General features: G+C 71.2%; 18 protein-coding genes. 9 read left to right on the forward strand and 9 right to left on the reverse strand.

The window, feature by feature from the left end; all coding sequences use genetic code 11:
* Positions 1-131 precede the first annotated feature (131 nt).
* Positions 132-1760, forward strand: coding sequence for a penicillin-binding transpeptidase domain-containing protein (locus C3488_RS24585; RefSeq protein ID WP_103842864.1), 1629 nt, complete (start codon positions 132-134; stop codon positions 1758-1760).
* Positions 1761-1854: 94 nt separating this feature from the next.
* Complete coding sequence (locus tag C3488_RS24590) at positions 1855-3525, forward strand: penicillin-binding transpeptidase domain-containing protein (RefSeq protein WP_103842866.1); 1671 nt, start codon at positions 1855-1857, stop codon at positions 3523-3525.
* A gap of 335 nt (positions 3526-3860) precedes the next feature.
* Here C3488_RS24590 and C3488_RS24595 read toward each other — a convergent pair whose 3' ends face one another.
* On the reverse strand, positions 3861-4205 hold the full coding sequence (locus C3488_RS24595; RefSeq protein ID WP_103842868.1) for an SsgA family sporulation/cell division regulator: 345 nt from the start codon (positions 4203-4205) through the stop codon (positions 3861-3863).
* A gap of 183 nt (positions 4206-4388) precedes the next feature.
* Here C3488_RS24595 and C3488_RS24600 point away from each other — a divergent pair, with 183 nt between their 5' ends.
* The 6 genes from C3488_RS24600 to C3488_RS24625 all read left to right on the forward strand — a co-directional run bounded on the left by C3488_RS24600 (position 4389) and on the right by C3488_RS24625 (position 9197).
* Positions 4389-5432: an energy-coupling factor ABC transporter permease gene (locus C3488_RS24600; RefSeq protein WP_103842870.1), complete on the forward strand. Its 1044-nt coding sequence runs from the start codon at positions 4389-4391 to the stop codon at positions 5430-5432.
* A 1-nt stretch (position 5433) separates the two neighbouring features.
* Positions 5434-6195, forward strand: coding sequence for a cobalt ECF transporter T component CbiQ (gene cbiQ / locus C3488_RS24605; RefSeq protein WP_103842872.1), 762 nt, complete (start codon positions 5434-5436; stop codon positions 6193-6195).
* Positions 6183-6941, forward strand: a complete 759-nt coding sequence (locus tag C3488_RS24610; RefSeq protein WP_103842874.1) for an energy-coupling factor ABC transporter ATP-binding protein — start codon at positions 6183-6185, stop codon at positions 6939-6941. Before cbiQ ends, C3488_RS24610 begins: the two co-directional genes overlap by 13 nt.
* A complete protein-coding gene (locus tag C3488_RS24615; protein ID WP_103842876.1) occupies positions 6938-7399 on the forward strand; it encodes a MarR family winged helix-turn-helix transcriptional regulator in 462 nt (153 codons plus the stop codon). The genes C3488_RS24610 and C3488_RS24615 overlap by 4 nt, the downstream gene beginning before the upstream one ends.
* 105 nt (positions 7400-7504) lie before the next feature.
* Positions 7505-7951, forward strand: coding sequence for an organic hydroperoxide resistance protein (locus tag C3488_RS24620; protein WP_103842878.1), 447 nt, complete (start codon positions 7505-7507; stop codon positions 7949-7951).
* Between the two features lie 88 nt (positions 7952-8039).
* Positions 8040-9197, forward strand: coding sequence for a serine hydrolase domain-containing protein (locus C3488_RS24625; protein ID WP_103842879.1), 1158 nt, complete (start codon positions 8040-8042; stop codon positions 9195-9197).
* Between the two features lie 83 nt (positions 9198-9280).
* On the opposite strand, the gene C3488_RS24630 is transcribed toward C3488_RS24625, so the two are convergent.
* From C3488_RS24630 to C3488_RS24660, 7 genes are all read right to left on the reverse strand, one after another.
* Positions 9281-9562, reverse strand: a complete 282-nt coding sequence (locus C3488_RS24630) for a DUF1876 domain-containing protein (protein WP_103842944.1) — start codon at positions 9560-9562, stop codon at positions 9281-9283.
* Between the two features lie 89 nt (positions 9563-9651).
* Positions 9652-10542: an NAD(P)-dependent oxidoreductase gene (locus C3488_RS24635; protein WP_103842881.1), complete on the reverse strand. Its 891-nt coding sequence runs from the start codon at positions 10540-10542 to the stop codon at positions 9652-9654.
* 218 nt (positions 10543-10760) lie between these two features.
* Complete coding sequence (locus C3488_RS41775) at positions 10761-11255, reverse strand: hypothetical protein (protein WP_258053628.1); 495 nt, start codon at positions 11253-11255, stop codon at positions 10761-10763.
* Positions 11256-11512: 257 nt separating this feature from the next.
* Entirely contained in the window at positions 11513-12358 is an 846-nt protein-coding gene (locus C3488_RS24645) for a DMT family transporter (protein WP_103842885.1), read from the reverse strand.
* Positions 12355-12906, reverse strand: a complete 552-nt coding sequence (locus C3488_RS24650) for a YbaK/EbsC family protein (RefSeq protein ID WP_103842887.1) — start codon at positions 12904-12906, stop codon at positions 12355-12357. The genes C3488_RS24645 and C3488_RS24650 overlap by 4 nt, the downstream gene beginning before the upstream one ends.
* A 197-nt stretch (positions 12907-13103) precedes the next feature.
* The gene (locus C3488_RS24655) at positions 13104-15335 is read right to left on the reverse strand and encodes an MMPL family transporter (RefSeq protein ID WP_103842889.1); all 2232 of its coding nucleotides are present in this window, start codon (positions 15333-15335) and stop codon (positions 13104-13106) included.
* A 100-nt stretch (positions 15336-15435) separates the two neighbouring features.
* Positions 15436-16035: a TetR/AcrR family transcriptional regulator gene (locus C3488_RS24660; RefSeq protein WP_103842891.1), complete on the reverse strand. Its 600-nt coding sequence runs from the start codon at positions 16033-16035 to the stop codon at positions 15436-15438.
* 212 nt (positions 16036-16247) lie between these two features.
* Here C3488_RS24660 and C3488_RS24665 point away from each other — a divergent pair, with 212 nt between their 5' ends.
* Entirely contained in the window at positions 16248-19547 is a 3300-nt protein-coding gene (locus C3488_RS24665) for a S41 family peptidase (RefSeq protein ID WP_103842893.1), read from the forward strand.
* A gap of 73 nt (positions 19548-19620) precedes the next feature.
* Here C3488_RS24665 and C3488_RS24670 read toward each other — a convergent pair whose 3' ends face one another.
* Entirely contained in the window at positions 19621-19815 is a 195-nt protein-coding gene (locus C3488_RS24670; RefSeq protein ID WP_103842895.1) for a hypothetical protein, read from the reverse strand.
* Positions 19816-19826: the final 11 nt, after the last annotated feature.

A 19826-nucleotide genomic window follows, 5' to 3' on the forward strand; every position in this document is an offset into this window, starting at 1 on the left:
CACATATGTGGCTGGATATGGGGGTTTCGGTCATATTCCTGATCACTCTTCGACAACGAACGACCACGCAGCCCCCAGCCGCCCCTCGGGCTGCCTACAGTGCGAGGACTACGGGGAGGGGGCTGTGCGCCATGCGCAAGGGGGTCAAGGTCGTCATCGTGGGCGGGGTGTTCGCGGTGATGGTGGGAGGGGCCGGATACGGCGCCTACAACGTGCTGAGCGCGCTGAACGAGAGCTCGGGGGGCGGTTCCCAAGGGGCCGCGCAGGTGAAGTCCGGGCCGCCGTCGGCCGATGAGGTCAAGGAGGCGACCGGCAAGTTCTTCGCCGCCTGGGAGAAGGGGGACGCGGCCACCGCGGCCTCCTACACGAACAACGCCGAGGCCGCGGGGCAGTTGCTCACCGCCTACGGATCCAGTGCGCACATCACCGGTGTGCACATCACGCCGGGCGCGCCCAGCGGCGACACGCTGCCGTTCTCCGTGAAAGCGACCGTGTCCTACGAGGGGAAGTCCAAGCCGCTCGCCTACGACAGCAGGCTGACCGTCGTGCGCGGCGTGACCACCGGGCGGGCGCTGGTCGACTGGCAGCCGTCCGTCGTCCATCCGGCCCTGCAGAAGGGCGACACGCTCGTCACCGGGGAGGCCAAGGCCCCGCCCATCGAGGCGGTGGACCGCAACGGAGCGGTGCTGACGAGGGACAAGTACCCCTCCCTCGGTCCGATTCTGGACGCCCTGCGCCAGAAGTACGGCGACGCGGCCGGGGGCACTCCCGGCATCGAGCTGTCCGTCCAGCGCGCCGACGCCAACGCGCCCGGCAAGACCCTGCTGACGCTCGCCGAGGGCAAGCCCGGCAAGCTGCACACCACGCTCAGCGCCACCGTGCAGGCCGCAGCGGAGCGGGCCGTCCAGAAGTACGCGGAGTCGTCCGTGGTGGCGGTCAAGCCGAGCACGGGTGAGGTGCTCGCGGTCGCCAACCACCGCCGGGACGAGTTCAACGCGGCGTTCGAGGGGCGGCTCGCCCCGGGTTCCACCATGAAGATCATCACCGCGGCGACGCTCATCGACAACGGCATCACCACCATGAACGGCCCCGCGCCCTGCCCCGACACGGCCGTGTGGCAGAGCCAGACGTTCCACAACCTCAAGAACATGGCCCCCGACGAGAAGGCCACGTTGGCGAACAGTTTCATGCGGTCGTGCAACACGGCGTTCGTGAAGTACGCGGACGAGGTGAAGGTCGACTCGCTCACCCGGGAGGCCGAGGACCGCTTCGGGCTCGGACGAGACGACTGGAAGACCGGCATCGTCTCCTTCGACGGCTCGGTGCCCGCCTCCGGCGGCCCGGACACCGCGGCCAACATGATCGGCCAGGGCCAGGTCCAGATGAGCCCTCTGAACATGGCGTCGGTCACGGCGACCGCGATCACGGGCACGTTCCGGCAGCCGTACCTGGTCTCCCCCGACCTCGACCACCGCGAACTGGCCACCGCCAAGGGGCTGTCCGCGAGCACGGTCGCGCAGCTGCGGGCGATGATGCGGCTGACGGCGACCCAGGGCACCGCCGCGCAGGTGATGTCGGGGCTCAGCGGTGACATCGGCGCGAAGACCGGCTCGGCGGAGGTCGACGGGCAGGCGAAGTCCAACAGCTGGTTCACCGGCTACCGGGGCGACATCGCGGCGGCGGCCATGACCCAGGAGGGCGGGCACGGCGGCGACGCGGCCGGTCCTATTGTCGCAGCTGTGCTACGAACGGGCAGCTGAAGTCACCCGTGTCACCGCGGGACTCTAGTGTGTTGTTCTCGTTGAGGACTGTGAGGGTACTGGGGGACCTGGGGACTGCGGAGGACCGGGAGCTGTGGGCAAGAGAAGGCGCGTCGCCGGGCGCAACAACAGCCGGCCGCTGGTGATCGGCGGGCTGATCGCCGTCGTCGGGCTGGGCGGGGCCGTCGGCGCCTACAGCCTGCTGGGCGGCGGTGCGGCGGCCGACGACCGCAACGCGGCGTCGGGCCACCGGAAGCTGGTGAGGATCGGGCCGCCGTCCGCCTCAGAGGTCCGTACGACGGCCACGGCGTTCCTCACGGCCTGGCAGCGGGGCGACGTGGCGAAGGCGGCGGGTGCCACGAACGACTCGGCGGCCGCGACCGCGGCGCTGACCGGCTACCGCAAGGACGCGCACATCACGGGCGTCACGCTGACCCCCGGCACCCCCACCGGGGCGACGGTCCCCTTCTCCGTCAAGGCCACGGTGTCCTACCAGGGCGTGAGCAAGCCGTTCACGTACGACTCGAAGCTGACCGTGGTGCGGCGCGCGACCGACGGCGTGCCGCTGGTGCGGTGGCAGCCGTCGGTGGTGCACCCGGACCTGACGGACGGCGACCGTCTGGTGACCGGCGAGGCCGGCACACCCCCGGTCAAGGCGACCGACCGCGAGGGTGGCGAGATCACCGCGGCCAAGTACCCGTCGCTGGGCACGGTGCTGGACGGCTTGCGCGAGAAGTACGGCAAGAAGGCCGGTGGCAAGGCCGGCATCGAGCTGCGGATCGTGCGCAAGGCGGCGGCGAAGGGCAAGGAGAAGACGCCCGACAAGACGCTGGTGACGCTGAGCGAGGGCACGCCGGGCACGCTGAAGACGACGCTGAGTCCGACGCTCCAGGCGGCTGCCGAGCAGCAGGTCGCCAAGCAGGCGAACGCCTCGGTCGTCGTCATGCGCCCGTCGACCGGCGAGATCCTCGCCGTCGCCAACACCAGCCACGGCTTCAACGTCGCCTTCCAGGGCTCGTTGGCCCCCGGCTCCACGATGAAGATCATCACGTCGACGATGCTGTTCGAGAAGGGGCTCGTGACCCCCGAGGCGTCGCACCCGTGCCCCAAGACCTACAAGCTGGCCGGCTGGACGTTCCACAACGACGACGACTCCGAGATCAAGCAGGGCTCGTTCAAGCTGAGCTTCGCGGCCTCCTGCAACAACGCCTTCATCAACTTCGCGCCGAAGCTGTCCGACAGCGCCCTGACCGAGGAGGCCCAGCAGGTCTACGGCCTCGGCATGGACAACTGGTCCATCGGCGTCCCCACCTTCGACGGCTCGATCCCGGTGCAGAGCGGCGCGCAGATGGGCGCCTCGCTGATCGGGCAGGGCGGGGTGCGCATGAACCCGCTGAACATGGCGTCGGTGGCCGCGACGGTTCAGACCGGTGTCTTCCGCCAGCCGTACCTGGTGTCCCCGACGGTGGACGACCGGACACTCGCGAAGGCCTCGCGCACGATGTCCGCGAAGACCCGGTCCGAGCTGAAGGAGGTCATGCAGTACACGGCGGCGTACGGCACGGCCGCCAAGGCGATGGCGGGCCTGGGCCCGGACGCCGGCGCGAAGACGGGTTCGGCGGAGGTCGACGGCCAGAAGAAGCCGAACGGCTGGTTCACGGCCTACAAGGGCGACCTGGCCGCAGCGGGCGTGGTCCAGGCGGGCGGCCACGGCGGCGACACTGCGGGCCCCATCGTGGCGGCGCTCCTGCGCGCGGGGAGCTGAGCCCCGGCACGGGAGCCGTCCGACGAGCTGAAGGCTGAACCCTGGGACGCGAGCCGTCCGACGAGCTGAAGGCTGAACCCCGGCACGCGAGCCTCCGGCGAGCTGGAGGCTGAACCCCGGCACGCGAGCCTCCGGCGAGCTGGAGGCTGAACCCCGGCACGCGAGCCGTCCGACGAGCTGGAGGCTGAACCCCGGCACGCGAGCCTCCGGCGAGCTGGAGGCTGAACCCCGGCACGGGAGCCGTCCGACGAGCTGGAGGCTGAGCCCCGGCACGCGACCGTCCCCGAGCCGGAAGTTGTCCCGCCGGCGGGAAGCCGATCCCGCGGGCGGACGCCCTACCGCCCCGGCCCCGCGCCCACGGTGTACGTCCGGCGCAGGAACCGCATCAGGGCCTTCGACTCGAACTGCACCACTTCCACGCCCTGCGGCGAATGGAACTCCATCACGGCCTGGACCCGGCCGCACGGCCAGATGCGGACCTCGCCCGTACCCGCCGGAGCGCTCAGGCCCTGCTCCAGGAGGTCCCGGGAGAAGGCCCACTCGTGCGGGCCGGGCAGGCCGATGCGCACCGAGCGCGGGTCGGCGTCCGGGTCGTAGCGCAGGACGACGGGGACGGCGTCAGGAGTTTCCGGGGAGTCGGTGACGACATGGGCTCGCGCGTACTGTTCCACTACGGACATCGGACCACTCCTCACGCTGCGTCACCCAAGCAGCAGCTGTGAATCCGCTACCCATCCAATGTCGCACATATGGGCGCCACCGGCCTCCGATGCGAGTGTCGCTTGCCACAGTGCGCGCTCCAGCACTTTTCACGACACACAAGCTCTTGCAAAAGAGTCGCAATAAGCCGGTATCCTCGAACGGTGCATGTCCCGGACGGATTCATCAACGCCCCCACCTCCGCCGCGACCGGTGTCCTCGCGGCCGGCGCCCTGGCGGTCAGCCTGAAAGGCGCCCGGCGTGAGCTCGACGAGCGCACCGCTCCGCTGGCCGGCCTGGTGGCCGCGTTCATCTTCGCGGTCCAGATGCTGAACTTCCCGGTCGCCGCGGGCACCAGCGGTCATCTACTGGGCGGCGCGCTGGCCGCGATACTCGTGGGGCCCTGCACCGGGGTCCTGTGCGTCTCGGTCGTCCTGCTCATGCAGGGCATCCTCTTCGCGGACGGCGGCCTGACCGCGCTCGGCGTGAACATCACCGACATGGCGGTGGTGACGACCGTCGTCTCGTACGCCGTCTTCCGGGTCCTGGTGAAGGTGCTGCCGCGCAGGCGGCGCTCGGTCACCGTCGCCTCCTTCGTCGCCGCGCTGATCTCGGTGCCGGCCGCCGCGGTCGCCTTCACGCTGATCTACGCCGTGGGTGGTACGACCGACGTGGCCATCTCCAAGGTCGCCACCGCGATGGTCGGCGTCCACGTCCTCATCGGCATCGGCGAGGCCACGATCACCGCGCTCACGGTCGGCGCCGTCATCGCCGTACGGCCCGACCTCGTGTACGGCGCGCGGGGCCTGGAGCAGAAGCTCAAGCTGCGGGTGAACGGTCAGCTGGTCGACGCACCCGCCGCCGCGCCCGCCGTCCCGGTGGCCGGCGCGCTCCCCCACCACCGCAAGCTGTGGATCACCGGCCTGGTGGCCTCTCTCGTCCTCGCCGGCTTCGTCAGCTTCTACGCCTCGGCCAGCCCGGACGGCCTGGAGAAGGTCGCCGAGGACCAGGGCATCGACCGGAAGGCCGAGCCGCACGCGGCGGCCGACTCCCCGCTCGCCGACTACGGGGTCAAGGACATCGCCGACGCCCGCCTCTCCGGCGGCCTCGCGGGAGTGATCGGCGTCGGCGTCACCGTGGTCGCGGGCAGCACGGTCTTCTGGGCCGTCCGCAGGCGGCGCACGGCCGAACCCTCGCAGACGAGCTGACATGGGTGCCGGCCACGCCCATCGGCTGTACCGGCACGGGCACTCCCCCGTGCACGCCCTGCCGCCGCACACCAAGCTCGCCGCCGCGTTCGCCTTCGTGGTCGTCGTGGTCTCCACCCCACGCGAGGCGATGTGGGCGTTCGCGCTGTACGCCGTCCTCCTCGCCCTCGTCGCGTACGCGGCCCGCGTGCCCGCCGGGTTCCTGCTGAAGCGGCTGCTGATCGAGGTGCCGTTCGTCGCGTTCGCGGTGCTCATGCCGTTCGTGGCGGAGGGCGGGGGCGTCGACGTCCTCGGGCTCTCGCTGAGCGTGAACGGCCTGTGGGGCGCGTGGAACGTCCTCGCCAAGGGCACCCTCGGCGTTGCCGCCTCCGTCCTGCTCGCCGCCACCACCGAGCTGCGCGAACTGCTCCTCGGCCTGCAGCGCCTGAAGCTCCCGCCCCTGCTGGTGCAGATCGCCTCCTTCATGATCCGCTACGGCGACGTCATCACCGACGAGATGCGCCGGATGCGGATCGCGCGGGAGTCCCGCGGCTTCGAGGCGCGCGGCGTCCGCCACTGGGGCGTGCTCGCGAAGTCGGCGGGCGCGCTGTTCATCCGCTCCTACGAACGGGGCGAGCGCGTGCACCTGGCCATGGTCAGCCGGGGCTACTCCGGCTCGATGCCGGTCATCGACGAGGTGACCGCGTCCCGTGCGCAGTGGTCGTACGCCCTCGCCCTGCCCGTCGCCGCCCTCGTCGTCTGCCTGCTGGGATGGATGCTGTGACACCTTCACTCGAAGTGGCCGGGCTGGCCTTCGCCTACCCGGACGGCCACCAGGCCCTGTTCGGCGTGGACTTCCGCATCGAGCGCGGCGAACGCGTCGCGCTGCTCGGGCCGAACGGCGCCGGGAAGACCACGCTCGTGCTGCACCTCAACGGCATCCTGACCGGCGGCACGGGCACGGTGACGGTCGCCGGACTCCCGGTCGGCAAGCGGCACATGGCTCAGATCCGCCGCCGGGTCGGGATCGTCTTCCAGGACCCGGACGACCAGTTGTTCATGCCGACGGTCCGCGAGGACGTGGCGTTCGGACCGGCGGCGGCCGGACTGAAGGGCCCGGAGCTGGAGCAGCGCGTCGACCGCGCCCTCGAACGGGTCGGCATGGCGGAGTTCAAGGACCGCCCGCCGCACCACCTCTCCTTCGGTCAGCGCCGCCGGGTGGCCGTGGCGACCGTTCTCGCCATGGAGCCGGAGATCCTGGTCCTGGACGAGCCGTCCTCCAACCTGGACCCGGCCTCGCGTCGCGAACTCGCCGACATCCTCAGGTCGTTGGACGTGACGGTACTCATGGTCACGCACGACCTGCCGTACGCCCTGGAGCTGTGCCCCCGCTCCCTGATCCTGAGCGACGGTGTGATCGCGGCGGACGGCAGGACCGCCGATCTGCTCGCCGACGACGAGCTGATGCGCGCCCACCGTCTGGAACTGCCCTTCGGCTTCGATCCGCGGTCCGTGACAATGGGCGCGTGACGAACGAGGAGATGGACGGCTCACTACTCCTGGACGACCAGCTGTGCTTCGCGCTGTACGCCGCCCAGCGCGCGGTGACGGCCGTGTACCGTCCGCTCCTCGACGACCTCGGTCTCACCTACCCGCAGTACCTCGTCCTGCTGGTCCTGTGGGAGCGCGGCGAGACGACGGTCAAGGAGCTGGCGGCCGCCCTGCGGCTCGACTACGGCACCGTCTCCCCGCTGCTGAAGCGCCTTCAGGCGGCGGGCCTGGTCCGGCGTGAGCGGTCGGCGCGGGACGAGCGGTCGGTGCTCGTCGCGCTCACCGCGCGCGGGGAGGAGCTGCGGGAGCGCGCTGCGGGCGTGCCCGGCGCCCTTCTCACGGCGACGGGGCTCGACGGCCCGGAGATCGTCCAGCTGCGCGAGGAGCTGTGGCGCCTGGCGGAGAAGGCGGAGGTCGCGGCGGACCGTACCCGCTGATCTCGGGTTACCCGTGGTTCCTACCCCCTGGTAACGGGAATCGACCTACCAGTCGGTACCTTGTGCGCGATGTACTTGTGCGCACTGTTCCGGGGGAGGTTGACCATGTCTGACGGCACCGCTGTCGACACCCGTCCAAAGAAGATCATGTACGTCGCCGAGGCCACCGCGCACGGCGGCCGCGACGGGTACGTGACCAGTCAGGACGGCCACATCGCGCTGAAGGTGGCCATGCCACCGGAGCTGGGCGGCGACGGCAGCGGCACCAACCCCGAGCAGCTGTTCGCGGCCGGCTACAGCTCCTGCTTCCACAACGCGCTGATCCTCGTCGGCAACCGCGAGGGCTACGACCTGACCGGCTCCACCGTGGCCGCCAAGGTCGGCATCGGCCCCAACAAGCAGCGCGGCTACGGCCTCGCGGTCGCCCTGACCGTCTCGCTGCCCGTCCTCGACCAGGAGGTCGCGGCCCGGCTCGTGGAGGCGGCCCACGAGGTGTGCCCCTACTCGAACGCCACCCGCGGGAACATCGATGTAACGATTGTGCTGGGCTGAGGAACCGCAGGAATCGCAGGCTCCAGGCGCGTGTTACGCCCATAGTCGCAGGCGATCGGCCATCGAGGATCGGGACGGGAGTGCGGACGTGGACGTGAACGGCGGTGTGGCCGAGGGCTTCGAGCCGGTCAGGGAGGCGTTCGTACGGAACTTCGAGGCGCTCGGCGAGCGCGGGGCCGCGGTCGCCGTCTACCGGGACGGCCGCAAGGTCGTGGACCTGTGGGGCGGTACGAAGGACGTCGACGGCACGGCGCCCTGGCTGCGGGAGACGGCGCAGATCGTGCGCTCGGCGACCAAGGGCGTCGCGGCGGCCGTGCTGCTGATGCTGGCCGAGCGCGGGGAGGTGGACCTGGACGCGCCGGTCGGACACCACTGGCCGGAGTACAAGGCGCAGGGCAAGGAACGCACGACGGTGCGGCACGTCCTGGCGCACCGGGCGGGCGTACCGGTCCTGGACCGCCCGCTCACCCCGGCCGAGGCCGCCGACCCCGATCTGGCGGCCACGGTGCTGGCCGGGCAGGCCCCCGCCTGGGAGCCGGGCACGGACCACGGCTACCACGCGCAGACGTACAGCTGGCTGACAAGTGAGCTGGTCCGCCGGGCCACGGGCCGTTCGATCGGCGAGTGGATCGCCACCGAGATCGCCGGGCCGCTGGGCCTGGACCTGTGGGTGGGCCTGCCGGAGGCGGAGGCGCACCGGGTGGGCCGCGTCGGCCCCATCGAGGCCCCGGCCCGGGAGGGTGGCCTGCGCACCCGGCCCAAGCGCGCGGTCGCCGACGCGTACGCGGACCCCGCCGGCCTGACCCGCCGTGCCTTCGCGGCGATCACCCCCCTGCCAGACGAGAACGACCCCGCCTACCGGTCGGCGGTGCTGCCCGCGTCGAACGGCATCGCGACGGCCGACGCGCTGGCCCGCTTCTACGCGGCGCTGACCGGCGAGGTGGACGGCGTACGCCTCTTCTCCCCCTCGACGGTGGAGCTGGCCCGCCGGGAAGCCTCGGCGGGCCCGGACCGCGTACTGGTGGTCCCCACCCGCTTCGGCCTCGGCTACATGCTCCACGGCAGCGCGTCCCCGCTGCTCGCCCCCGGCTCCTTCGGCCACCCCGGCCGCGGCGGCGCACTGGGCTTCGCGGACCCGGAGTCGGGCATCGCCTTCGGTTATGTGACGAACGGCTTCCACAAGAGCGTGACGGCGGACCCCCGGGCACAGGCGCTGGTTCGGGCGGTGCGTACGGCACTGGCGTAGCCGGGCACGGCGCGACGGTGCCCGCACGCCTCGACGTGCGGGCACCGCGGGCGACCCGCACCACTCCTGTCCCGCTGTGGGGGTCAGTGGAACGTCAGCGGGTGCGACGTCCGCCCCGACGCCTCGTCGATCTCGTCGTGCGCCTTCGTGAGCAGCTGCATCGCCAGCTCGTTCAGCGCACGCGCCCCCGCGATCTCCTCACCGACGCGCGGCTGATTCGCGTCCGAGCGGTGGCGGCTGGCGTACCCGCGTGCCCGGACCTCCTTGCCGTCGGGCAGCCGGACAAGCGCCGCCGCCCGCGTCCGCTGATCGTCCTCCTCGAACTCGAGTTCCACATGCCATCCGACTGCGGTGTGCATAGCCATGACGATCACCTCCGGAACCGCTGATTCCAGGGTGCTCCTCCTCGTCCCCCGATGCACGGCGCGGGCACCTCCGGAATCCTCCGGACCCTTCAGGAACCGGACTTCTCCTCGAAGCTCGCGAAGTACGCGGCGGCCATGTCCTCGTCGGCGTGGCCCTGGGCGGCGGCGCGGGCGAGGCGTTCGGCGGTCGCAGCGGCCACGTCGAGGCGGACTCCGTGCTCCTCCCCGGCCCGGACGATCAGACGGGCGTCCTTCTCGGCCGTCGCCACGGCGAAACTGGCCGGGGTCAGCGTGCCTTTCAGGAGGAGATCGGCCTTGGCGTGCAGGTAGCCCATGTCCAGCGGGCCGCCCGCGATGATGTCGAAGAACTTCCGCGGGTCCACGTCCAGGGCCTTGGCCAGGGCCAGTACCTCGCCGGTCGCGGCCGTGGCGGCGAGGACCCAGCTGTTGGCCACCAGCTTCAGCCGGCTGGCGCTGCCCGCCGCACCGTCCTGACCGGTCCACAGCGTACGGGCGCCGACGGCGTCGAAGACGGGCGTCACCGCCTCCCGCCCCTCGGCGGGCCCGGCGGCGAGGACGGTCAGCTGCCCGGCCTCCGCGGGCTGGCGGGTGCCGAGCACAGGGGCGTCGTAGAAGGCCAGGCCGTGCTCCCGGGCGAAGGCGGCCAGCTCACCGGTGGCCTCGATCCCGGCCGTGGTGGACTGCACCCAGGCGGTGCCGGGGCGCAGGGCGTCGGCGGCCTCCCGCATGACCTGCAGGACTGTGGCGCCGTCGTAGAGCATGGTCAGGACGACGTCGGCATCCCGCACCGCCTCGGCGGGGGTGCCGGCGATCTCCGCGCCGTCGGCGGCGAGCGGCTCGGCCTTGTCACGGGTGCGGTTCCAGGCGCGGACGGTGTGCCCGGCGCGGGCGATGTTGCGGGCCATCGCGGCGCCCATGATGCCGGTACCGAGGACGCTCACGGTGAGCTTGTCTTTCATGACGTCAACTTCCTGATCCCAGGGTGACTGATGCGCTTCCCATGCTCCCCCAGCGGGCGAGCGTTCCCTCGTCGACTACCCGGCGGACGGCATCAGCCCCATCCGGACCGCCGGCGGCCCGACTTTCGTCACCAGGGGGTACGAGAGCGACTTCGTCAGTCGGGCCCCTGGAAGCCACCAAGGCGACCAGGGGCCGGCGTGGGAGCAAAGCCGACGGGTCAGACCCTGTCGATTCGCCACCTGATCATCCCCGTCGAACCACGCCTGGCGGTGACATCGATGCGCAGCGAGTCCACGGCGGTGAATCGCTGCTGGAATGTGGACTGATCGCAGGAAACGTCCTTCTTCGACGACACGCCGGCCGGGGTGAACGCGATCTCCACATCTCCGCTGCCGGCGCATACGACGGACAGCCTGTAGGTCACTCCCTTGTTCAGCAAAGGCACGGAGTGCACGCCATCGGTGACGCGCTCCACCCCTGACTCGACCATGGCATTCTGCTCGGTTGCGCCGGCTGCAAGAGCCGACTGCACCTCCGCAGTGAGCTTCTTTTCCGATGACTGCGAGGATCGCGCTGTCGCACTCACCGACGATGACGGGTGAGCCGGCCCAGGGTCGCCGTCGGAGGTACAGGAAGCAAGGGAGAAAGCCGACGCCAGGGCACATCCGATGAGCCAGGTTCGGCGCCCGAGAGGAGCCTTCATTGCGGTCATGACGACGTTTCCCAGTACTTCCATCCGGTCTCGGACGTGGGAAGAGTCGCCTGCCCGCTCGCGAGCCTGACACCGTCGCAGCCATTGCCGCTCGACCGGTACTTCACCCACGACACCTTGCGCCCCAGAGAACTACCCACGCTCGACGACGGCGCCTCCCCATCCACGGCTGCGGTGCCGGTACCCCCGAAGCAGAGCAACAGGGCCGTTCCGGCGGCAATCGCGGCATGCCTACGGGACCAAGCCCGACGCGTCGACTAACCGGCGTGCAGCATCAGCCCGATCCCGACCACCACCAGCCCGGCCGCCGCGATCCGCGGAAGGCCGAACCGCTCCTTGAAGAAGACGGCGCCGATGGCCGCGCCGACGATGATCGAGGACTCGCGCAGGGCGGCGATGGGAGCCAGCTCCGCCCGGGTCTGGGCCCACAGCACCAGGGCGTACGCCGCCACGGACAGCACGGAGCCGAGCAGCCCGAGCGCCGCGAACGGCCGGAGCCGGACGGTGAGTTCGCCCCGCCACCGGTACCAGGCGTACGCGGGGATGACGACCCCCTGCACGGCCATCAGCCAGGCGATGTAACCGAACGACGACCCCGACGCCCGGACGCCCAGCCCGTCCACCACGGTGTACGCCGCGATCGTCAGACCCGTCGCGAGCGCCGCGCCGATGGCCGCCCAGTTCGGTCGGCGCCCGCGCAGCCCCCACAGCGCGACCCCGGTAAGCCCGGCGCACGACACGGCGACGCCCGTCGCCGCCCAGCCGTCCGGCACCTCGTGGGCGAACACCGCCGCCAGCACGGTGACGACCAGGGGCGCGGTGCCGCGCGCGATGGGGTACGCCTGCCCGAAGTCGCCGAGCCGGAAGGAACGCATGAGCAGGGCGTAGTAGGCGATGTGAATGGCGGAGGACGTGAGGAGGTACGGCCACGCCCGCGCCGCCGGAAACGCCGTGACCGGGGCCGTCAACAGCCCGATGAGAGCGCCACCGCCCGAGATGAGCGTGAAGCCGACCAGCTTGTCGGTGATGCGGTGGGCGATGGCGTTCCAGCTGGCGTGCGTGACGGCGGCGAGCAGCACCGCCATGGCGACGGCGGGCGTCACGGGGTCTGCTCGCGCACGTCCACCAGAGTGCCGCCCGCGTGGGCGATCAGTGACTTCGGGTCCATGGGGAACACGGTGTGGGGAGTGCCGGCGGCGGCCCACACGGTCTCGTGGTCGAGCAGCGCGCGGTCGGCGAGGACACGGGTCCTCGTACGGTGCCCGAAGGGCGGCACGCCACCGATCGCGTACCCGGTGGTCTCCCGTACGACCTCGGGCTTGGCCCGGGTGACCTTCTCGGCGCCCAGTTCCTCGCGCAGGCGCTCCACGTCCACCCGTGACGCTCCGTCCATGAGGACGAGCACCGGCTCCCCTCCCCCAAGATCTCGGCTCCGCTCGAGCAGGGGGGACCCCCACACCGCGAAGACCAGTGACTTGCAGATCTGGCTGAGCTCGCACCCGATCGCGGCGGCGGCCTCGGCGGCGGTTCGGGTCGCGTCCGGGAAGCGGCGGATCTCGGCGTGGAGCGCGCCGAGCCCCAGCTCTTCGAGGGCTTCGGCGAAGCGGGGGTGGGCTCCTGATTCTCCTGCGGGCGTCGCGGGCGTCGTCATGAACGGCAGGTTAGCTGCCGGATACGGAGGTCACGAACGAATTCCGGTGGTGGGGGGCGACGGTGAGGGCGAGCGTCGAACGCCCCGCTCAGGGCGCCCGGCCGCCGAGCCGTCCTCAGAGTCGGCCACGACGCACCCGCACGACAGGGCGCCCCACCCACCGGTGAGGCGCCCCGTTCGCGTTCAGGCCCAGTCGCTCAGACCCGCGCCAGCTCCCGGTCCTGATCGGCGTCCGGGTCCCGGCGATCGGCCGCGTCGGCCGCCGCGCGCAGGCCCTCGCCCTCGACGTCCACGTTCGGCAGTGCCCGGTCCAGCCACTTCGGCAGCCACCACGCCCGGCGGCCCAGCAGCGCCAGCACCGCCGGAACCAGCGCCATCCGGACCACGAACGCGTCGAAGAACACCGCGATCGCGAGACCGAAGCCGATCATCTTGATCATCGACTCGCTGGAGCCGATGAAGCCGGAGAACACCGCGATCATGATGACGGCCGCCGCCGTCACCACCCGCGCACCGTGCCGGAAGCCGGTCACGATCGCCTGGCCGGGGCTCTCCCCGTGGACGTACGCCTCACGCATACGGGTGACGAGGAAGACCTCGTAGTCCATCGCCAGGCCGAACACCACGCCCACCATGAAGATCGGCATCATCGACATGATCGGGCCCGTCTGCTGGACGCCCAGCAGGCCGGACAGCCAGCCCCACTGGAACACCGCGACCACCGCACCGAGCGCCGCCGTCACCGAGAGCAGGAAGCCGAGCGCCGCCTTCAGCGGAACCAGGATCGAGCGGAAGACCACGATCAGGAGGAGGAAGGCGAGTCCGACCACCAGCGCCAGGTACGGGATCAGCGCGTCGTTGAGCTTCTGCGAGAAGTCGATGTTCATCGCCGTCGTGCCGGTGACCAGCAACTCGGCGCCCGTCTTCGCCGCCCGCCCGGCGCCGGTGTCCCGGATGCCGCGCACCAGGTCCTCGGTGGTCGTCGATGACGGCTTGGATCCGGGTACGACCGTGATCACCGCGGTGTCGCCCGCCTTGTTGTACGTCGCCGGCGTGACCGTCGTGACGTCCTTCAGGCCCTTGATGTCGTCGGTCACCGTCGCGACCGCCGCCTTCGGGTCCTCGCTCGCCTTCGCGTCGACCACGACCGTCAGCGGCCCGTTGAAGCCGGGCCCGAAGCCCTCCGACAGCAGGTCGTAGGCCCGGCGCTGGGTCGTGGACGTCGGCTGGGAACCGTCGTCCGGCAGGCCCAGTTCCAGCTGGGACGCCGGAACGGCCGCGGCACCGAGGCCGACCACACCGAGCAGCAGGACGGCGACCGGGCGGCGCACGACGAAGCTCGCCCAGCGCGCGCCCATGTTCGGCCTGTCCTTCTTACCGGCGGCGGCCCGGCCGCCACCCAGCAGCCTGCTCTTCTCTCCCGCCGGCTTGACCCTGCGCCCCGCGTGGCCGAGCAGCGCCGGGATCAGCGTCAGCGCGATCAGGACCGCGATGGCCACGGTGCCGGCCGCCGCGACGCCCATCTTCGTCAGCATCGGGATGTTCACGACCGACAGGCCCACCAGCGCGATCACCACGGTCAGGCCCGCGAAGACCACCGCCGAACCCGCCGTGCCGACCGCCCGGCCCGCCGCCTCCTCGCGCTCACGGCCCTCGGCCAGCTCGGCGCGGTAGCGGGAGACGATGAACAGCGCGTAGTCGATGCCGACCGCGAGGCCGATCATCATCGCCAGCGTGGAGGTCGTGGTGCCGAGGTCCAGCGCGTTCGCCAGCGCCGTGATCGAGGAGACGCCGATGCCGACGCCGATCAGGGCCGTGAGCAGCGGCAGCCCGGCCGCCACCAGGGAACCGAAGGTGATGACGAGGACGACCGCGGCGACCGCGATGCCGATGACCTCGGTCGCGCCCGTCTCCGGTGCGGCCTGCAGCGCGTCACCGCCGATCTCGACGGTCAGCCCGTCGCCCCGCGCGTCCCGCGCGGCCTCCTGGAGGGCGTCCCTGGAGGAGTCCTTCAGCTCCATCCCGGAGACCTTGTACTTCACCTGCGCGTACGCGATCGTGCCGTTCTTGCTGACGGCGTGCGCGGTGAACGGATCGGTGACGGAGACCACTTCGGAGCCGGAGCGCAGCTCCCTGACGGCCTTCTCGACGGCCGCCTTGTTGTCCTTGGCCGTCACCTTCTCCCCGCCGGGCGCCTTGAAGACGACGCGGGCGGTCGCACCGTCGGCGTTCATCCCCGGGAAGCGCTGTTCGAGCAGGTCGAAGGCCTTCTGGGCCTCGGTGCCGGGGATGGAGAAGGAGGAGGAGCCCGCCGCCGGGGCACTGGCGGCACCGACGCCCGCGAGCGTCAGCAGCGCCACCCAGATCAGGGCGACGAGGTGCCGTCGCCGGAAGGCGAGACGGCCGAGTCTGTGGAGAAAAGTGGCCACGAGGGCGTACTCCCGGTCAGTCGTGGGGTTTTCAGGGCAGAGGTGATCAGCCCGACGACGTGAGCGGTGACGTCAGGTGGGGGCCTGCTCGGGGGACGGGTCAGGTGGTGGGCGCGCCGAGGGCGGGGAGGACCACGGCGTCGATGTACGAGCGCAGGAACGCCTGCGTGGGCGGCTGGTTGTCGATGAGGGAGCGCGTGGCGAAGGCACCGATCAACATGTGCACCACGTACTGCAGCGCCGGGTTGTCCGCGCGGATCTCCCCGCGGTCGACGGCCCGCTGCAGCACGCGCCGGAACTCTTCCCTCTCCGGTTCGATCAGGTGCTCGCGGAACGCCCGCTGAAGGTCGGGGTTGGTGTGCGTCGCCATGGCCAGACCCCGCATCAGGGCGTGGTTCTGCGCCATGGTGCAGTCGTCCTGGTGTGCCGTGAGGGCCTGGAAGTCGCCCCGCAGAGACCCGGTGTCCACCTCCGCGAAGCGGCTCGGCTTGCCGTGCCGGATCGCCTTCGCCACCAGCTCGGCCTTGCCGCCCCACTGGCGGTAGAGCGTCGCCTTGCTTGACCGGGTGCGGGCCGCCACGGCGTCCATCGTCAGGGCGTCGTAGCCGACTTCGCGGAGCAGGTCGAGCACGGCCTCGTACAACTCGGCCTCGCGCTCGGGGGTGATCCGACTACGACGCCCTGTCGCGACATCGGTCATGCGACTCACCTCTCCTGCTCGGTGCTTCCTGCTTCCCGCCCGGAGCGGCAGGGCTCCGAACGAGACTGTTTCGTACGTCATGACGATACCCCGGCCGTAAAGCGAAACGAAACAGTTTCGTACGTGTCCTCGGTCACGCGCCTGCCGACGCCTCTGCCGGCACACCCTCCGTACGAGTTGCCGCGCCCCGTCGCCGGACAAAACATGGGTAGGTGAATGAAGCGCGCGACGAGTACGACAACGAGAAGGCACCCGGCTACCTCCGCTTCCCTCACCTGCACGGCGACCGCCTGTGCTTCGCCGCAGAGGACGACCTGTGGACGGCTCCGCTGGACGGTTCCGGCCGTGCCTGGCGGCTCACCGTGGACCGTACGAAGATCGGGCATCCCCGCTTCTCGCCGGACGGCCGGTTCATCGCGTACACGAGCTGGCGCAGCCTGGTCCCGGAGATCCATCTGACGCCGGTGGACGGCGGCCCCGGCCGGAGGCTGACCTACTGGGGCAGCGTCGACACCCGGGTGTGCGGCTGGACTCCGGAGGGCGACCTCCTCGCCGTCGCCTCGCACGGCGAACCCTTCTCGCACTACACCTTCGCCTACAAGGTCCCGACCGACGGCGACCCCGGCGGCAAGCTGCCCTGGGGCCCGGTCTCCGACATAGCGGTGGCCGACATCGACGGCGAGCACAGAACGCTGCTGCTGACCGGCAAACCCCCGCACGAACCGGCCTCCTGGAAGCGCTACCGCGGCGGCGCCATGGGCCGGCTGTGGCTGCACGGACAGCGGCTGCTCGCCGACCTCGAGGGCCACCTGGACTCACCGATGTTCGTCGGCGGACGGATCGCGTTCCTCTCCGACCACGAGGGCATCGGCAACCTGTACTCGTGCGCCTACGACGGCTCCGACCTGCGCCGCCACACCGACCACGACAGCTTCTACGCCCGCCACGCCGCGAGCGACGGCACGCGGGTCGTGTACCAGTGCGCGGGCGACCTGTGGATCCTCGACGACCTGTCCCCCGACTCGATCCCGCGCCGCCTTGAAGTGCGCCTGGGCGGGCCGCGGGCCGGGCGCCGCAAGTACCAGGTGCCGGCGGCGCAGCACGTGGACGGGATCTCGGTGGACGAGACCGGGCGGGCCAGCGCCGTGGTCGTCCGCGGCAGCCTGTACTGGCTCACGCACCGGGACGGCCCCGCGCGCACGATCACGGACACCCCCGGGGTACGCATCCGGCTGCCGGAGATGCTGGGCGCCGGCGGACAGATCGCGTACGTCACGGACGCCGAGGGCGAGGACGCCATCGAGATCGCGTATCTGCCGCGGGCCTCGGGCGACCGCGAGCCGCGCCGGCTGGCCTCCGGGCGACTGGGACGGGTCCTGGAGATGGTGGCGGACCCGCAGGGCGAACGGCTCGCGATCGCCTCGAACGACGGACGGCTGCTGCTCGTCACCGTGGCCGACGAGGAACCCGGCGGCGAGGCGTCCGGCGGCGAGGAACCGGCGGACGTGGTCACCGAGTTGCTCCGCTCGGACAACGGGCCGGTACGGGACCTGGCGTTCTCCCCGGACGGCGTGTGGCTGACGTGGTCGCACCCGGGCACGGGCCGGTCGCTGAGGCAGATCAAGATGGCCCGGATAAAGGACCGGTTGATCATCGACGTCACGGACGACCGGTTCGAGGACGAGAACCCGGTGTTCACCCGGGACGGCCGCTACCTGGCGTTCCTGTCCTGGCGCGGCTTCGACCCGGTGTACGACGTGCACACCGGCGACCTGTCCTTCCCGCTCGGCTGCCGCCCGTACCTGGTCCCGCTGTCCTCCGCGACCCCCTCCCCCTTCGCGCTGAACCCGGAGGGACGGCCCGCGGCCGGCGGTCTCGACCCGCTGGAGGAAGAGGAGGAGGGCGGCGGCGTGGTGACCGTCGAGGTCGAGGGGCTGGAGAACCGGGTCACGCCGTTCCCGGTCGCGGCCTCGAAGTACTCGGAGCTGCGTCCCGTCGCGGGCGGCGGCCTGGTGTGGCTGCGCTGGCCGATCTCTGGCGCACTGGGCGAGACCTTCGTCAACCCGGACGACGTCTCCGGCCGCCCCACCCTGGAGCACTTCAACCTCGGCAAGGCGAAGAAGTCCGAACTGGTCGGCCATCTGGACTGGTTCGCGGTGAGCGGGGACGGGACGCGGCTGGTGGTCGTCGACGAGGGCGACCTGCGGGCGGTGCCGTCGACCGAGGCCGGCGACTCCGACACGACGGTGTGGATCGACGCGCGCCGGATCATGCACGAGGTGGACCCGGGCGCGGAGTGGCGGCAGGCGTACGCGGAGGCGGGCCGGCTCATCCGGGCCTACTTCTGGGAGCCGGACATGTGCGGGATCGACTGGGACGCGATCCTGGAGCAGTACCGTCCGCTGGTCGAACGGGTCGCCTCCCCGGACGAGTTCGCCGACCTGCTGCGCGAGGTGCTGGGCGAGCTGGGCACCTCGCACGCGTACGTGGCGGCGGCCCGGCGCAACGAGGGCCCGCCGCACTACCAGCGCTACCAGGGCCTCCTGGGCACCAACTTCGTGCGCCGCGACGGGCGCTGGGTGGTGAAGCGGATCCTGCCGGGCGAGTCGTCGGACTCCAAGGCGCGCTCGCCGCTCGCGGGCACCGGCATCCGTGAGGGCGCCGTGCTGACCCATGTGGACGGGCGGCCGGTGGACCCGGTGACGGGACCGTATCCGCTGCTTGCCGGGGCGGGCGGAACGACGGTGGAGCTGACGTTCCTGCCCGCCGACGGCGAGGGCGGACCCCGGCGTGTGGCCGTGGTGCCGCTGGTCGACGAGCGGCCGCTGCGCTACCAGGACTGGGTCGCCAAGCGCCGCGCGGTCGTACGGGAGTTGAGCGGCGGCCGCTGCGGTTACCTGCACATCCCGGACATGGGCGGCTCCGGCTGGGCACAGTTCAACCGGGACCTCAGGAAGGAGGTCTCGCGTCCGGCGCTCATCGTGGACGTACGGGGCAACGCGGGCGGTCACATCAGCGAACTCGTCATCGAGAAGCTGACGCACGCCATCCTGGGCTGGGACCTGACACGCAACGCCCAGCCGGTGTCGTACACCTCGAACGCCCCGCGCGGACCGATCGTGGCACTCGCCGACGAGGCCACGTCCTCCGACGGCGACATGATCACGGCCGCGTTCAAACTGCTGAAGCTCGGCCCGGTGGTGGGCCTGCGTACCTGGGGCGGTGTGGTCGGCATGACGGGCCGTCACCGCCTGGGCGACGGCACGGTGATCACGGTGCCGATGAACGCGGCGTGGTTCGACGCGTACGGGTGGTCCGTGGAGAACCGGGGTGTCGCCCCGGACCTGGAGATCGAGCGCACCCCCGTGGACTGGGCCGAGGGCCGCCACAGGCAACTGGCGGACGCGGTCGAGGTGGCCCTGAACCTCCTTCAGACCCAACCGGCGGCGACCCCACCGGACTACAGCCAGGTCCCGGACAGGACCCGTCCGAAACTCCCACCGAGGCCGTGACTCGGCACGCACATGTGGGGCGCCCTCTGAGAAGGAAGGGCACCCCACTCACCGCGGCCGAAGCCAGGCGTGACTACATGTCGCGGTCCGCGTCGTAGCGGTCCTCCGCTTCCTCCTGCATGCGCTGCGCCTCGTCCCGCGACTGACGGCCGCGCTGCTGGCCCTGCTGCTGAGCCTGCTGGCCGCGCTGTTGCGCCTGCTGCTTGGCCTGTTCCATCTTCTGCTTGGCCTGCTGCTTGATCTGCTCGGACTTGTCCTTCATACCCATGTGGGTTCACT

It is taken from the genome of Streptomyces sp. Ru72 (genome assembly GCF_002920635.1).
Classification (GTDB): domain Bacteria; phylum Actinomycetota; class Actinomycetes; order Streptomycetales; family Streptomycetaceae; genus Streptomyces.